Source organism: Butyrivibrio sp. FCS006 (assembly GCF_000424525.1).
Lineage (GTDB): Bacteria > Bacillota > Clostridia > Lachnospirales > Lachnospiraceae > Butyrivibrio.
This window is the reverse complement of the sequence record NZ_KE384205.1, coordinates 518,513-535,241: the sequence shown is the minus strand read 5'-3', so window position 1 is coordinate 535,241 and position 16,729 is coordinate 518,513. Positions and strand designations below refer to the sequence as shown.

The following is a 16,729-nucleotide window of genomic DNA, read 5'->3' as shown; positions in this document are numbered from 1 at the left end:
CCGACTTTAACAGGACTGAAAAAAGTCTCCCCAGACGAAGCCCTGCTAAAACCGGCACTCATTGAATACCGTGATAAATAATCACGTAGACTAATAAATCAGCAGACAGATAACCACCCGAAGATCATAAAATCTCTTTTGATGGGTGGAATTTAAATTTTCTCAATCTGCTCCAGCCATCTGTTTGCTATGCAAACAAACAGAATTGGTAAACCGATTTTAGCATGTTTTTGGGGCATGTCAAAGTACCGTTTTTATAAAAAAACTCCTAAAAAAGCCTCACATGCATTTTTTGCAACTATAAACCGGAATTCAGTTTTTCATTTGACCGGTCAGGAAAATCGTTGAAGCAGGAGCTGCTACAAGTGTCCATTATAACGTTGGAAGAGAAGTAAGGTCTGCTATTGAGAAAATAGGTGGTACGATGCCAGAAGACTTACCAACTCCAGAGAAAAGTATTCAGCAGATTGAGCAGGAACAGATGGCAAGGCTCAAGGCAAAAGCAAAAAAGGGGAATATAATGCTGGATGAATGATTTTCAAATAATTATAATTACACCTGCAAGGGCAATTATGAGGATTGATATGCACTTATGATGTATATCCATAACTGGGTTCAAAAGTGGGTTCAGAAATTAAAGTGAAACCGCCAGCCTCCTTTCTATCTATATTTGAAAGGCGCAGGAAAGTTCTATCCCGGTCGCCGGAATTATAATGGTGAGGAATTCGAAATTTACAAAAACAATTTTGAATTCCTCATTTTTTTGCCTTCATAAGATTTCTATAATGAGTACTGTAAATAACAAACGGGTTTCGCCGATGATTTTGAAACCTGATCAAGAGAAGGGAAGGATATATATTATGAAAAAGAGAATACTCAGTACTCTTATGTGTGCTACTGTTGCAGTAACATCTCTTATCGGATGCGGCAGCACAGAGACACAGACAACAACTGATGCACCTGCAGCCACAGAGGCACCTGCAGCTGCAGAAACAAAGACAGAAGAGAAGGCTGCCGAGACAACAGCTGATGCTTCAGGGGATAAGGTTACACTTTCAATCTATACACAGTATGCAGATGATGACACAAAGGTTCCTTATGATTACGCAGTAGAGCAGCTTAAAGAGGCTTATCCAAACGTTGAGCTCAACCTTATCGTACAGGCACAGGATGACGGACAGACACTCAAGACTCTTGCTGCTACAGGTCAGCTTCCTGATATTTATCAGGCAAGTACAGATCTTATCAACACATTCCGTGAGTCAAACCAGATCATGGTACTCAACGATGTTGCAAAGTCAACAGGATTCCTTGATAAGCTCTATGATGCAAATAAGGATCTTGCTTATGCAGAGGATGGCAACATTTATGCATTCCCATTCTCAGGTCAGGAATATGTTCTTTGGTACTACAACAAGGCTCTTTTCGAGGAGAACGGATTATCAGTTCCTGAGACATACGATGATCTTTTAAACTGCATCGAAGTATTCAAGTCAAAGGGAATCACACCTCTTGCACTTTTTGGACAGGAAGGCTGGAACACAGCAGCAGCTTATGACGTAGTTGCTACAAGATATGCTGCAGGCGGAATAAAGGCTCTTGATGAAGGAACTGCAAAGGTTACTGACGAAGGCTATGTAAATGCAGCAAAGAAGCTTGAGGAGCTCGTTGCAGCAGGTCTTTTCCAGGAAGATGCTACAACAACAAACTATGACCAGGCTTCTGAGAAGTTCCTTTCAGGTGAGGCTGCTATGTTCATCAACGGACAGTGGTACATCGAGGATGCAACTAAGGCACTTGGTGAAAATGTTGACTGGATGTTCTATCCTGCAGAGGATGCTGCTTCATACGAAGCCGGTAAGGCTGCATTCTCAGGCGGTGGTTCTGCTTCAGGTTTTGCTGTAAATCCTGATTCAGCCAATGCTGAACTCGCTGCAGAAGTTGCTGAGTTCATCACAGAGAAGTACTGCGAAGCTAAGGTTATGTACAGACACAATCCTCTTGTAGCACTTAATACAGGTAAAGAGCCTGATTCAGAGTATCCTGCAATGATGAAGAAGCTTTCTGATACACTTCCTTCAGTAACATCAACTACAAAGTTCACATGGGGACTTACAAATTCTACATTCAACGATGGCATTCAGTCTGAGTCACAGGGACTTGTTTCCGGACAGTTCACAGCTGACGAATTCATTGAGGATATGAACGACATTATGGAGTGATAAAAAACATAGTCTCTATATGTTAAGCATATAGATTACAGAATGACTGAAAATACGTGGGGCGGGAAAAAGTCCGCCCCATGTTTATGAGAAAAAATGGGAGATACCCAATGAAAAAATACATGGGAAATAAGCTGGCTATCCTTCTTTTTATTTTGCCGGCTCTTGCAATATTTATTACATTCGATTTTATTCCGATCATTCAGGTATTTGCATACAGTTTTACAGACTGGAATGGTCTTACGATGCCGAATTTTACAGGTCTAAAAAACTACTTAGAACTGTTCACAGATAGAGTATTTTACACGTCAAATAGGAACCAGCTGATCTTTGCCATTGTGATCACTGTTTATCAGATGTTTTTTGCTACAGTATTTGCTATTACAATTTCTGATAAAAAGATGAAGGGCAGAAAGTTTCTGAGAGTTGCATATTTCATCCCGGTTATATTGTCTGTTACAGTAGTCTGCCAGCTCTGGAGTGCAATCCTTAGCGGAGAGGGACTTCTTAATAAGCTCTTTGAAGCTGCAGGCTCCGGTTTTTCACAGAACTGGCTTGGAGACAGATATAAAGCCATATATGTAATTGCTTTTGTTAATGCATGGCAATGGATGGGTTATCAGTTTGCGCTTATTGTTGCAGGTATCAAGTCAATCCCTGCTGACTACTATGAGGCTGCAAGAATTGATGGATGTTCAAATGTTCTTGCACACCTTAAGATCACAATTCCGCTTCTTGCAGAAACCTACAAGTTCTGCCTTATCATTTCACTTACAGGAGGTATCAAGGCCTTCACTGAGATGAATATCCTGACAGGCGGCGGCCCGAACAAGTCAACTTTCACACTCACATATATGATGTACAATGCAGCATTTAAGAAATCAGATTATGGATACGGCCTTGCAGCTGCTTCCGTAATGGTAATTGAGTGTATGCTTGTAATGCTGGTGATCAACTTCATTTTCAGAGAAAAGAACCAGAAGAAAGAAGAAGAGAAATCAAGGAGGAGACGAAATGCGTAAAGAAGGCAAAAAATCAGCTTTGCATTATATATTCGTGGTATTCTGCTGGATTTATGCAGCGTTTTCACTTTACCCACTGATATGGATGCTTTTTTATTCATTCAAGACCAATCAGGAAATATTTGTCACTAATCCCTTTGGATTTCCATGGCCTCTTCATTATGAGAACTATATAACAGCATGGACCAAGTATGATGTGCCGCTTTATTTTCTGAACAGCTTGCTTGTTTCAATTGGAACAGTTGCAATAACTATTGTATGTGCGCTTCTTTTCTCATATGCCACAAGCCGTATGGTATGGAAAATGAAGACTTTTACAAGACTTTTCCTGGGACTTGGAATGTTTATTCCGGTTCAGGCCATTATGATCCCTGTTGTTAAGGTTGTACAGAAGTTTAACCTGATGGGAACAAGATGGTCACTGGTCTTCCCTTATATAGCGATCAATCTGGCATTTGCATGTATGGTTTATTACGGATTCTTTAAAGGAATTCCGATTGAGCTTGAAGAAGCTGCATGTATGGACGGAGCAACAATCTACCAGACTTTCTTTAGGATTATCGAGCCGCTTGTTCGTCCTGCAACTGTTACACTTGTAATCTACATATTCCTCAATGCATGGAATGAGTTCATTCTTGCAAACGTAGTAGTAGGAAGTATTCCGGCGCTTAAGACACTTCCTCTGGGAGTTTTGTTCTTCCAGGGAGAGTTCACTACTGATTGGGGCGGAATGGGCGCAACAATGGTTATTGCATCATTCCCGGCAATCTTAGTATACTCAATCTTTTCAGAGCAGGTTGAGAACGCTATGACAATCGGTGGTGCAGTAAAAGGGTGATCAAAATAGACTTTTACAAGACCTTCTATTGGCTAAAAAGCTGATAGAAGGCTCTTTGTATGTTAAAATTAGTTTTATGGAAAATAAGAATCCAAAAGATATGACAATCAGGGACATGGAAGCCTTCAACGCCGGACGTAAGATTTCCGGAAGAGAAAAGGCAAGGAACATGTCCATCAAATATAAAATTGCATCAATGACAATTCTGGTGGCACTGATACCTATGATAGTGCTTACTGTTTTGATGCTTTTTTTCTATAACAGAGCGATAATGCAGAGAGCGGATAATCAGATCAATGAAAATATCCGCATAATGTCTGACAGAATATCTTCAGTTCTTGCTAATGGTGAACTCTGTTCCAACAATCTCACTATTGAATTCAGCGGATATTACAATGACAAATCTATGAAGCAGGTCACAAGAGACAATAAGATCATAAGCCAGCTTTCTCAGTCACTGCTTATTTATAACGGGATTTCTTCTATAGTCTTTTTGGACAAATATGGCAGAATGTATGCGACTGATCCTGCGCTTACAGATTTAAAGATGGATATACTTGATTCGGATTATGTGAAAAAGCTCTCCGGCGAGGGTGGCAAGACCATAATGATGGAACAGGCAAAAAATCCCATGAACCGTGAGGGTAAAGAGATAATAACCATGGGGAAACATGTGATAAATATTGTGACAGGTGTACCTATTGGTTACATTTTTATAAACATGGATAAGAATTACCTCATTGAGTCTTCGCAGAGTGAGATAAGCTATTATTTTCTTTATGATACTGATGGGAATTTTGTTTCGGAAACAGAAAAGAAAGATAAGATTTATGAAGATACAGAGCTGATTGAAAGTCTTTTCAACACCAATCAGTACCTTATCAAGTACAATAACGAGTCCTATCTCATAGCCAGGGATGAGGTAAAGGGATTTACATGGACAATAATAGGTATCACTAATCTCAACAGATTTAATGTTACAGGTAAGGATTTGCAGTTCATTCTTTTGACGACAGGTACAGTGACTGCAATCCTGCTTCTCATATCAGTTCTGTTCTCGACTAATTATGTCACCCATCCGCTAAAAATCCTTCATGACGGTGCTGAGCAGATTGCTGAGGGAGACATGAGCTTCAGATTCAGATTTAAGTACAAGGATGAGATAGGAAGGCTCGGCAGGATTTTTAACTATATGACACAGCGCAATTTAGAACTCTTGCAACAGGTTGATGAGGAGGCCAAAAAGAAGCGTGAATATGAGCTTGCGCTGATACAGGAGCAGGTTAAACCTCATTTTCTCTATAATACCCTGGACATAATAATTATGCTTATAGAGATGAACAGGGCAAAAGAGGCTTCACGCGTCACCAAAAAGCTTGCCAACTATTACAGGAATTCTCTTTCCGGAAGTGAAGAGATAGTGACTATCGAGAGGGAAATTCAGATAATACAGGATTATCTGGACCTTCAGACAATGCGCTACAATGATAAATTCAGCTATGAGATTGATGTTGAGGATGCAATAAAAAATGCAAGTATTCCCAAGATGACACTTCAGCCGCTTGTTGAGAATGCAATATATCATGGTCTGAAAAACAAAGAAGGCTGGGGCAAAATTACTGTGACTGGAAGAGCAGACGGAGAGGTGGCTCTGATAAAGGTTTCCGATGACGGCATTGGAATGAGCGAAGATGAGCGAGATAAACTGGAACAACTCCTTGAAGATGATAAGCTTTTTGATGATGAAAAGAAAAAGCTTCGTCAGGAAGCGGAGATAACCTCTCATGACTCAACAAAAGGCGGTTCTCATTTTGGATTGTATTCAGTAGCTCGAAGAATAAAGCTCTACTTCGGAAGAGAATTTGGCGTATCAATAGAGAGTAAAGAAAACATAGGTACCACAATAATAATACGTGTACCACAGGGAGCGTTGTTGCATGATCAAAATTATGATTGTCGATGATATGCCTATTTTCCTGGAATATCTAAGAGGCTGTATAGATTGGAATTCATACGGCTTTGAGATTTGCTGTGAGGCACGTGATGGAAAAGAGGCGCTTGAGAAAATTGAAGAGTTCTATCCTGATGTGGTTCTGACAGATATAACTATGCCTTATATAAATGGTCTTGAACTTGCTGAACGCATAACTTCAGACTACCCGGACATATCAGTAATACTCATAACAGGAAACAATGAGTTTGAGTATGCCAGAAAAGCTGTTAAGATCGGGGTTTGCGATTACATTGTCAAACCATTTGAAAAAGAAGAACTGATACTTAGCCTTCTCAAACTGCATGATAATATCGGGAAGGCGGTTGAAACTCAGATAATTCAGGATGAAGAAGCAGAAAAAGAACTTGATGAAGAACTAAAGACTGTAATCTACGCCGGTAATAATGACAAGGATGTACTGGCCGGGATTGAGAAGCATCTTTTTCCTAAAAAAGAAATAGGAAGTGCATACCTTCTGGCTTTATTCAGATTTGATACTGCCGGATATTCCAAAGGCAGGACAGATGCAAGAGAAAAACTCATGAACTGGGAAAATCTTATCGCAAAGCTTCTTGGCGATATGCTTGAGCTTGAAGGGTCTTTCAGGATATTCCATGATTTCGAGAACAATATTGTTGTTTTAATGGATTTCGATTCGGATACAGCACTTGATAACTATAAGGGATATGAGTTTTCAGATATCATTCAGGTAGTAAAAAGTCAGCTTGAGATTAGCAGTTCTGTGGCTATAGAGAAGGCAACCGGTTTAGGAGATATTAAAAAAGCCTATGAAAGGTGTCTTAGCTTTTTATCACAAAAGGGCTATGGTCAGCTATGGGACCTTCGTAAGAGTAATGATGAAAAGGGATATGCTTCTCTCGATGCAATCATCAGGCTCAACAAGGACATTGAGACGCTTCAGGCTGACGATGCTGAGCTTGTGATAAGTACGCTATGGACGAGGCTTCATGAAGAGTCTGTGGATGGCAAAGTTTCTATTTCTGATATGAATCTTCTCACAAGCGCCATCAGTATTTTGATGACAAATATAATAAGCTCAGGTTTTTCTATTGAGAGAATTTACGGCGAAGGTTTTTCTCCCGAGAAATTTATGGCTGATGCCAAGTCTTCCGAAGAAATGCGCGATAATGTGATATATCTTTATAAAAAGCGCATCGAGTTTGAAAAGGGGAAAAGAGAGTCAAAGACACATTCAACGGCACAGGCTGCAAAACAGTACATTGAAGAAAATTATGGCAACAATGAGCTTTCAATCTCGGATATCTCGGAAAAACTCTGTGTTAATCAGACATATCTCAGAAAGATGTTCAAGAGCGAGACGGACATGACTCTTACAGAATATATCACACAGCTGCGTATGCAGGAAGCAAAGAGGCTGATAATGAGTACCGACTATAAGCTTACAGAGGTAGCTGAGAGGGTGGGCTATAATGATGTGAGCTATTTTTCAAATGTATTCAAGAAGTTTTATGGTATTTCACCGAGAAGCATGGGTAAAGAGTAATTGAAAAGCTAAATCTTTAATATATATTTAAGAATAAAAATTTGCGAAATATAGTATTATTTATAGTAGGTGATTGTTTTTTGAGATAATTATGTCTTTTAGGAGGAATGTTATGTCCGAGAAGATAAATAATATATTTCGCAAGTTCCTGATTGTAGCATTTTCTATTATGATTGCAGGTACCAGTAGTGGATATTCCAATGATACTGAGATAAAAGCGGACGATACCGAGGACGTTGTAGATTTTGAGCATAGCCTCGATGATTATGTGCCGGCTAAGAATAGATATAATTTCTACTTTACTTACAAGATAGTTCATCCATGGTGGGATGCTGTTGCGCTTGGAATGGAGGATGCTCAGCAAAAATATCTTGAAAAGGGAATAGTCATTACTTATGAGTATATGGCTCCGGATGCAGCTTCTTATGAGGATCAGACAAAGAGATTATTAGAGGCGCAGAAGGATGATTATGATGTGATCGGAGTGGATGTGGCAGATGAGGAGAAGATATCTCCTGTACTGGACGAAATGGTTGCTGCAGGTAACAAGGTCATGACGTTTTCCAGCTCTGATGCAGCTCCTGATTGCAAGAGGATTGCTTACGTCGGAAATACCCATAACTATCAGGACGGAGCAGATTTAACAGAAGCACTTTGCGAAAAGCTTGGCTACAAGGGCAAAGTGGGCATACTGGTAGGAAGTAACGGAGCTCCCTGTCACGAAGACAGAGCAAAGGGAGCAAAAGACACTATTGCCAAATATAAAAATATGGAAATAGTTGCAGTTGAGTATGACCAGGACTCCGTTGATCTGGCATACGATCTGGCTAAGCAGATGCTTGTGGACAATCCTGATATTGCAGGCTTTGTATGCTGCAATATGAGTAATCCTGTTGGAACAGCCAGAGCGGTTACTGAGGTTGGAAGCAGCGCAGTGATCGTGGGAATGGATCATGATCAGGAGGCGCTCCATTATCTCAAAGATGGTGTTATCTATTGCCTTGGTGTACAGGATTGTTATTCAATTGGATTTGATACGTTGCAAGTCGCGGTTAAGATTGCAGATGGAAATTTGCCGGGAGATCTTTTCCCTGACAAGACTGATGAAAGTACAACTATAATTTATCAGGAAGATGCAGAACCAATGCTTGAAGTCTTGTACGGAGATGTAACGCAATGAAGAGCAGGAAGATTACTGAAAAGGCAGTGATTATAACTGCGGCGATAGGTGGTGTTCTTATCTTGATAATGCTGATCGCCAATACTTACTGGGCTTATGAGCAGTCTACAGCGTCCACAAATCAGGCAGTTTCTGCCGTCAGTGCTTTTTATCTCGAATCAATGGCAGACAGACGTGCCAAGACAATTACAAACCTGATCAACAATAATTTTGACTACATGGAAAAGGCTGTAAGCGTAATAGATGATGAGCAGATAGAATCGCAGGAGGATCTTCGTGCGGCTATTGGTAGAATGAAGAACCTTTTGTCTCTTAGCCGTTTTGCGCTGGTAGATGAGGAAGATATAGTTTATACGCAGTACACCACGTATACCGGCCGTAGCAGACATCCTTTCCTTGCGAATAAGACCCTGGATGGCAGAATGATAAGCACTGTTTTTCGTTATGGTTCATCCAAGGATCTGTGTCTGGCAATCCCGATTGATATCAAGATAATGGGCAAGCAGTTTAAAGCATGTTTTGTCCAGATAGATATCAATGACATAGTTGGTCTGCTTGCTTTTGACGATCAGGAAAGTACACATTTTGCGCTGTATTCGGAAAATGGTGGGAATATATCAGAAACAGAGCTTGGTCAATTTATTGGAACAAAAAACATTTTTGATGCCACAAACGGGAATGTATCCGAGGAAGAGTGGAATTCATTTCGCGATGATTTTGCGAATGGTAAAAAAGGAACTCTGACTTTTACCATAAATGATGTAGTAGATACTATATGCTATGAACCTGTGCCTGACACCGGATGGGAGCTGGTTGTAATGATCCGCGAGAGTGTTATTCAGGATCAGTTTCAGGAGATCAGCAAAAAGAGTCTTGCTGATAATCGTAGGCAAATAATATTCATCCTTGTAGTGGCTTCTTTATTCTCGACTTTATTATTCTACATGATGAGGCGTATTGCCAACGATAAACTGAAAGAAGAAAAAGAAAACAGCAAAGCTTTCAAGAGCATGGCAAATACTGATTCACTTACGGGAGTCAGAAATAAACATGCCTATATGGAGACTGAAGCCCAGCTAAACAGCTGGATTCGTGAAGGCGCTGTCGATAAGCTGGCACTTATTGTATGTGATATAAACGGTCTAAAGTATGTCAATGATACGCAGGGACATGCTGCCGGTGACAAACTTATCAAAGATGCATGTTCTCTTATCTGCAATGTTTTCAGCCATGGTTCGGTCTACCGAACCGGTGGTGATGAGTTCGTAGTTCTTTTGTCAGGAAAAGGCTATGATACCAAGGATGAAACGATTGCTGACTTTAACAGGCGGGTGGAAGAGAACATCAAGACAAATGAGCCTGTTGTTTCTATCGGTTATACAACGCTTCAGCCGAATGATGAACAGGTACATGATCTGTTTGAACGAGCGGATCATATGATGTATGACCGAAAAAAAGAATTGAAAAACATGGGAGCAAAAACAAGAGAATCGTAGCAATACGGTTCTCTTTTTTGTTGCCATCCTGTACTATAGAAGAGTATGTAAAAACTGATTGGAAAAAAGATAGAAAGGCTGTAGTCATGCCTATACTTATTGAATTATTTTTGACCTTCGTAAGGATCGGGCTTTTTACCTTCGGCGGAGGTTATGCGATGCTCTCGATCATTGAGAACATCTGCGTGGAAAAGAAAAACTGGATCACTCATGACGAGATGATGAATGTCACGGTTATTGCTGAGTCGACGCCAGGGCCGATAGCGATCAATTGCGCCACATTTGTCGGGTATAAAAAAGGCAAGATACCCGGGGCTGTTCTGGCAACGCTCGGCGTGGTGTTACCTTCTTTTTTCATAATCTTTGCAATATCTATGTTCCTCGAGGACTTTTTGGAGATTACATGGATCGCGCATGCTTTTCAGGGAATCAAGATAGCTGTAGGCATACTGATACTTGATGCTGCTCTTAAGATGATAAAAAAGATGCAGAAGAAGCCCTTGCAAGTGGGGATTCTTATCGTTACCTTTGCTGTGCTCATGCTTGTTAATGTGCTTAAGATACATGTGTCATCCATATTGATCATGCTGGCTGCAGCGCTTGTAAGCCTGACCTTCTTTCAGATTGGTAAGTTCAGGAGAAAGGAGGAACAGGTATGATCTACCTTGATCTTTTGATTGGATTTCTGGAAGTCGGACTGTTCTCCTTTGGCGGCGCATATGCAGCGATTCCTCTTATCAGAGATGTAGTGCTGGCCCACGGCTGGATGGATGATGAGATGATCTCTTACATGATAGCTGTCAGCGAGAGTACGCCGGGCCCCATCATGGTGAACCTTGCAACGTATATCGGAAGCAACAAAGGTGGACTCTTGGGAGCTGTTATCGCAACGACGGCGGTTGTACTTCCTGCGTTCTTTATAATATTGATCATACTGGGGCTTGCGAAGAATCTGTTAAAGAACCCTTACGCACAGGCAATACTGATGGGGCTTAAGTCCTGCGTTATCGGCGTCATTCTGGCGACCGGAGCGTATATGATTGTTGGCAACTGCGGTTTTATGAATGAGAATGGTATCGATGTTACGGCGATCCTTATAACTATAGGTCTTGCGATTGTATATTACGGCATGAGAAAAGTTAGGAAAAACGGCATATCACCAATAGGGCTCATATGCATCGCAGCAGTAGTGGGAGTGGCGGTTTATGGAATTTAATGGCAGACATAGGGAGGAACAACAATGATTTTTGAAGAAGAAAAGTATACTTTGGGGAAAAGAGATATCGTACTGCGCAGCGCTCATGAAGATGAAGCTGACATGCTCATAGATTATCTTAAGACAGTGTGCGGAGAGACAAATTTTCTTCTGGTTAATCCTGATGAAGTTAAGTACACAACAGAAGATGAGATCAAGTTCATTAAGAGCCATAACGAGTCGGATAATGAACTTGTAATGTGTGCTTTTGTAGACGGCGTATATGCAGGGAATTGCTCTTTTACCAGCAGAGGAAGCAGTAGAAGAGCCAGACACAGGGCGGATATCGGGATAGCTCTTTTCCAGAAGTATACTGGTTTCGGCCTTGGCAGACTGATGCTTGAGAGGCTGATCCAAAAGATAAAAGACTGCGGCTATGAGCAGGCAGAGCTTACAGTCGTAAGCGGCAATGACAAGGCATATCATTTGTACGAGAGCCTTGGCTTCAAGGAGTGCGGACGTATGCCTAATGCCAACAAATATGATGACGGCACGTACAGCGATGATATCTATATGGTTTTGCAATTGTGATATCCGATATCTATTGGATTTTATGGGATAAGCTCCACTGTATATGTGTTATTTGCGTAAATGCGGTGAAGAATTTCCAGGGAAATTGAAGATGTGGTCCACTGCAAACCCAATATTTGAAAAAATGCAGTGGAGAATTTTCAGGGAAATTGAAGATGGGGTTCGCTGCAAATTGGATATTTATATAAATGCAGTGGAGAATTTCTAAGGAAATTGAAGATGGGCTCCATTGCAACTTCAATATTTGCAAAAATGCAGTGGAGGAAGGCTTAGAAAAATGCAGAGGAGTTCCACTGCAAATTTAACATTAGTAAAAATGCAGTGGAGGAAGGCCTAGAAAAATGAAAAGGAGTTCCACTGCAAATTCAATATTTGCATAAATGCAGTGGCCTAATCCGAATAAGTGAAAAGGGGATTAAACATGAACACAGAACTTATTACTAAGACCGAGAATTTCCTCAAGCAGAAATTCGATAACGGCGCATATTTCAAGGACCATCCGGATGAGAAGGCCTACAGGCTTGAGCATTCATACAGGGTTGCGAATATAGGAAAAGAAATCGCGGAGAGAGAAGGCTTTGATGTAACTGAGATGGTGATAGCATGTCTTTTACATGATGTGTCTTATTGCGAGGACTTCGATGATGATGGCTGGAGGAATCACGGGAGAAACGCAGCTAAGATAGCTCGCCCATTCCTGCTGGAGCTTGGCCTGCCTGAAGACAGGGTGAATGACATGTGCTACGGAATTGCAATTCATGTTGACGACGAGGCTGACTTTGAGGGTGAGAGAACTCCTTTTGCATTGTCGGTAGGGGATGCTGACAACATCGACAGGTTTGACGCATACCGTATTCACGAAGGCCTTGTCTATGAGAAATTCCTGGAAAAGAGCTTTGAAGAAAAGGTGAATTTCGTAAACACCAGGATCGAGAAACTTCAGAAAGCATTGAAAATGCAACTGGGCACCAAAACAGCAGAAAAAATCTGGGCTGAGCGAATCGCATATTACATAAGTTTCTACGAGAAACTACAGAAACAATTCAGCAACAGTACAGCTATAAATTAAAGTGTTGACTTTGACGTAACGTAAAGGCATAGAATCAGAAAAAACAGGACAAGGAGAGGTATGAAAGATGAGGTATACAGCTGGGGAATTGGCTAAAAAACTTGGTGTTTCTGCGCGTACTGTAAGATTCTATGATGAAAAGAAATTGCTCAGGCCCTGTGAGTACTCCGAAGCCGGATACAGGCTTTATGACGAGGACAGCGTTGTCCGCTTGCAGAAGATCTTGATGCTCAAGTACATGGATTTCTCACTGGAGCAGATATCTGAGATGATGCGAGATGACAGCTCCGACATGCATAAATCCTTGAAGGAACAGGAAGCGCTGCTTCTGGATAAGAAAGAGCACATCACAAGACTGATCGATGCCATCAGGAAAACAAATGATTCCGGGGATGAGGAGTTTTGGGATAATCTCCGCCATGTCATAGAGCTTACAAGAGACAGGGAAGAAGTCATTGAGCAGTACAAGAGCGACACTAACCTGAAAAAGAGAATATCCATTCATGATTACAGCACTGCTGACACCGAGTGGTTTCACTGGCTTTTCGAGAGGGAACAGATAAAGGCCGGAATGAAGATTTTGGACATCGGCTGCGGAGCTGCGACATTTTGGAGCCGTGTGGCAGATCTTCTACCTAATGATCTTGAAATTCATCTGGTGGATTACTCGGATGGAATGCTGGCAAGTGCAAGAAATGTGGCAAAAGAGATCCTGGATAAATATCCTGAAAAGAACCTCCGTTTCGTGATTGAAAAGCGCGATGCTGCAGATTTCTCGTACCCTACATCTGGGTTTGACCTAATCATGGCAAATCATATGCTCTATCATGTGGCGCGCGAGAGCAGGCTGGAATTATACAAAAAGATTAGGAGCCTTCTGGCAAAAGGCGGAAGGTTCTCCTGCACGCTGATCGGGCAGCAGCACATGCGCGAGCTCCATGATTTTATAAATGAGTATTATCCAAGCGTGAAATATCCTTCAAGCGGATTTGACATTTGGCTTGAGACTGCGAAGGAAGAGCTTGCCCCTTATTTTAATGTAAAGTCTGTTGAAGAACAGAAAAATGATCTTTATGTTCCGGACGAAGAGCTGATTCTTAATTATGTTGCTTCTTATTCAGAGGAAGCCAGTAAACTGGTAAATAGCGACAAAGAGTCTTTCTACAAACGCGTTCAGTCGAAAATGGATGAAGATGGATATTTCTTCATTCATAAATCAACAGGCGTAGTAATGTGTACAGCTGAAGAGTCAGATGAAGGCAATAAGAATGCGGCTTCAGAGACTGAGCAGACAGCACCGGATGATGAGAACGTGGTGCTCCCTGAAAGGCTAGAGCGTACGACAATATATGAAAGTGATTATGTATGTCTTTATACAGACAAGGTGAAGCTCCCAAGCGGAAATGTTATTGATAAGTATCATCAGATCCACTATCCGCACGAGGCGGTCAGTATCGTCATATTCAATGAGAAGAATGAGATACTGATGATTCGTGAAAAGAGATATACTGTTCATAGACTTGAGTGGGAGATCCCTGCAGGTCGAATTGAGGACGGCGAGACAAAAGAGGAAGCGGCCAGAAGAGAAGCTATGGAAGAAACCGGATGTACTCTGAAAGACCTGAAATTCCTGGGTTCGCAGAACCCAACTAACGGAATGTCAGACTGCACAGCGCATGTATTTGCTGCCAAGGTCGACTCTGAGAGCAGCATTAAGGATGTGGACGAAGTCGCCTACAAGCAGTGGATGCCTGTCTCAGAGGTTAAAGAGCTTTTGAAGGAAAACAAGACCAAGGACGGCATTTCAATTCTGGCGATCCTGTTCGCGCTTGAATTCTATGAATATTGACGTGGGGATGATGAATATGGTAGTTCACCCAATTGAACCAGTATACGACAAGGATTCCAAGATACTGATCCTAGGAAGTTTTCCTTCTGTGAAATCCAGGGAGGAAGGCTTCTTTTATGGGCATAAGCAGAACAGATTCTGGAAAGTGATATCTGCGGTTTTTAGCGAAGAAGAGCCGAAGAGTATCGAGGAGAAGAAAGATCTTTTGCTAAGAAATCATATTGCGCTGTGGGATGTGATAAAGTCCTGCGACATCGTTGGATCATCGGACTCCAGCATCAGTAACGTTGTTACAAACGACCTTTCGGTTATCCTTGACGTGGCAGACATCAGAGCAATATACGTCAATGGCAAGACGGCGCTTAAGTATTACGAGAAGTATATTGAGCCAGTCATCAAAAGACCTGCCATCTGCCTTCCGTCAACCAGTCCTGCAAACGCAGCCTGGAATATGAATAGGTTGTTGGAAGCATGGAGCGTTACTGTCCTAGAGCAAAAATGTCAAAAAGACCGTAATAGAAAATGAAGAGATTCATAGAGGACTACTGTCCTAGAGCAAAAATGTCAAAAAGACCGTAATAGAAAATGAAGAGATTCATTAAGGACTACTGTCCTAGAGCAAAAACTTCAAAAAGACCGTAATAAAAAATGAAGTGATTCATTGAGGACTACTGTCCTAGAACAAAAATGCTCAAAAGACAGTAGCAAAGGCGAGATGGGTGTCTAAGTGATTACTGTCCCAAAAGAAAAACTCTTAAAATACCGTAACAAAGCATGGATAAGTGCCCAGAGCGTCACTCTTCAAGCTGGAATTTGTGGCAGAATGGTAGGATTTCGTGGCCGGGACATGAGAAAAGCGAGCACAAGGAGTTACTCCAAGCTGAAAAATGTGGCAAAAGGGCAGGTTTCAGCACTCGGGACATGATAGAAGCCTCCAAATGAAAGAAAACCCCCAAATGACAGAAAACCAAAAAACCTAAGAGAGGACTATAACACCAAATGATAGGACTTGGAACAATTATAAATACTGTGGCTGTAATTGCCGGAGGCCTGATAGGGCATTTCGCGGGAGGCTTGTTCAAGAAAGAACAGCAGGAGGCGCTTAACAGAGTATGCGGAGTGAGCGTACTGTTCATAGCAATCGCTGGGGCAATGGAAGGAATGCTCACCGTAGAAGGAGCCACCATAACAAGTGGAAAAGCCATGCTTGTGGTGCTGTGCCTGACAATTGGTGCGCTGATCGGCGAGCTGGCAGGAATAGAGAATTGGTTTGAGAAATTTGGAGAATGGCTCAAGATAAAGACCGGAAACGCCTCAGATACAAGATTTGTTGACGCATTCGTTACTACATCACTCACCATCTGCATAGGCGCTATGGCCATCGTCGGAGCAATCCAGGACGGCGTTCTCGGCGACTATACGACGCTTGCCATCAAGTCAGTCTTGGACTTCATCATAGTAGTTATGATGACATCCTCCATGGGAAAGGGAAGTGCCTTTTCCGCAATTCCCATATTCCTCTTCGAAGGAACAATAACAATTCTTGCAAAACTCATTTCGCCCATTATGACTGACCTGGCGATAAATTACCTCTCGCTGATTGGTTCAATCCTGATCTTCTGTGTAGGAATCAACCTCGTATGGGGCAAGAAACTCAGAGTAGCGAATATGCTCCCGGCAGTAGTGCTTGCAGTCATCGCCGCCTACCTACCCTGGCAGCTCTGACATATATAAGCAATCAAAAAAGGA

At 41.7% G+C, this 16,729-nt stretch carries 14 protein-coding genes; all 14 read left to right on the top strand.

What is annotated here, in order from left to right; translation table 11 throughout:
* Positions 1 to 860: 860 nt before the first annotated feature.
* Positions 861 to 2,222, top strand: a complete 1,362-nt coding sequence (locus G633_RS0116825) for an ABC transporter substrate-binding protein (RefSeq protein ID WP_026520618.1) — start codon at positions 861 to 863, stop codon at positions 2,220 to 2,222.
* Positions 2,223 to 2,332: 110 nt separating this feature from the next.
* Positions 2,333 to 3,244, top strand: coding sequence for a carbohydrate ABC transporter permease (locus G633_RS0116820; protein WP_026520617.1), 912 nt, complete (start codon positions 2,333 to 2,335; stop codon positions 3,242 to 3,244).
* Complete coding sequence (locus G633_RS0116815) at positions 3,237 to 4,082, top strand: carbohydrate ABC transporter permease (protein ID WP_035771703.1); 846 nt, start codon at positions 3,237 to 3,239, stop codon at positions 4,080 to 4,082. The genes G633_RS0116820 and G633_RS0116815 overlap by 8 nt, the downstream gene beginning before the upstream one ends.
* 76 nt (positions 4,083 to 4,158) lie before the next feature.
* On the top strand, positions 4,159 to 6,045 hold the full coding sequence (locus G633_RS0116810) for a cache domain-containing sensor histidine kinase (protein ID WP_026520615.1): 1,887 nt from the start codon (positions 4,159 to 4,161) through the stop codon (positions 6,043 to 6,045).
* Positions 6,020 to 7,600, top strand: coding sequence for a response regulator (locus tag G633_RS0116805; protein ID WP_051200336.1), 1,581 nt, complete (start codon positions 6,020 to 6,022; stop codon positions 7,598 to 7,600). The genes G633_RS0116810 and G633_RS0116805 overlap by 26 nt, the downstream gene beginning before the upstream one ends.
* A 112-nt stretch (positions 7,601 to 7,712) precedes the next feature.
* On the top strand, positions 7,713 to 8,780 hold the full coding sequence (locus G633_RS0116800; protein WP_026520613.1) for a substrate-binding domain-containing protein: 1,068 nt from the start codon (positions 7,713 to 7,715) through the stop codon (positions 8,778 to 8,780).
* Entirely contained in the window at positions 8,777 to 10,276 is a 1,500-nt protein-coding gene (locus G633_RS19615; RefSeq protein WP_026520612.1) for a sensor domain-containing diguanylate cyclase, read from the top strand. The genes G633_RS0116800 and G633_RS19615 overlap by 4 nt, the downstream gene beginning before the upstream one ends.
* A gap of 86 nt (positions 10,277 to 10,362) precedes the next feature.
* Positions 10,363 to 10,935 carry a chromate transporter gene (locus G633_RS0116790; RefSeq protein ID WP_026520611.1) on the top strand — a complete coding sequence of 191 codons (573 nt, stop codon included), beginning with the start codon at positions 10,363 to 10,365 and terminating at the stop codon, positions 10,933 to 10,935.
* Positions 10,932 to 11,492: a chromate transporter gene (locus G633_RS0116785; RefSeq protein ID WP_026520610.1), complete on the top strand. Its 561-nt coding sequence runs from the start codon at positions 10,932 to 10,934 to the stop codon at positions 11,490 to 11,492. The genes G633_RS0116790 and G633_RS0116785 overlap by 4 nt, the downstream gene beginning before the upstream one ends.
* A gap of 24 nt (positions 11,493 to 11,516) precedes the next feature.
* Complete coding sequence (locus tag G633_RS0116780) at positions 11,517 to 12,062, top strand: GNAT family N-acetyltransferase (protein ID WP_026520609.1); 546 nt, start codon at positions 11,517 to 11,519, stop codon at positions 12,060 to 12,062.
* 421 nt (positions 12,063 to 12,483) lie between these two features.
* A complete protein-coding gene (locus tag G633_RS0116770; protein ID WP_035771701.1) occupies positions 12,484 to 13,131 on the top strand; it encodes an HD domain-containing protein in 648 nt (215 codons plus the stop codon).
* A gap of 67 nt (positions 13,132 to 13,198) precedes the next feature.
* Positions 13,199 to 14,980: an NUDIX domain-containing protein gene (locus tag G633_RS19840; protein WP_081664844.1), complete on the top strand. Its 1,782-nt coding sequence runs from the start codon at positions 13,199 to 13,201 to the stop codon at positions 14,978 to 14,980.
* A 7-nt stretch (positions 14,981 to 14,987) separates the two neighbouring features.
* Positions 14,988 to 15,506, top strand: coding sequence for a DNA-deoxyinosine glycosylase (locus G633_RS0116760; RefSeq protein WP_334290996.1), 519 nt, complete (start codon positions 14,988 to 14,990; stop codon positions 15,504 to 15,506).
* A 473-nt stretch (positions 15,507 to 15,979) separates the two neighbouring features.
* Complete coding sequence (locus tag G633_RS0116755) at positions 15,980 to 16,705, top strand: DUF554 domain-containing protein (protein WP_026520605.1); 726 nt, start codon at positions 15,980 to 15,982, stop codon at positions 16,703 to 16,705.
* Positions 16,706 to 16,729 lie beyond the last annotated feature (24 nt).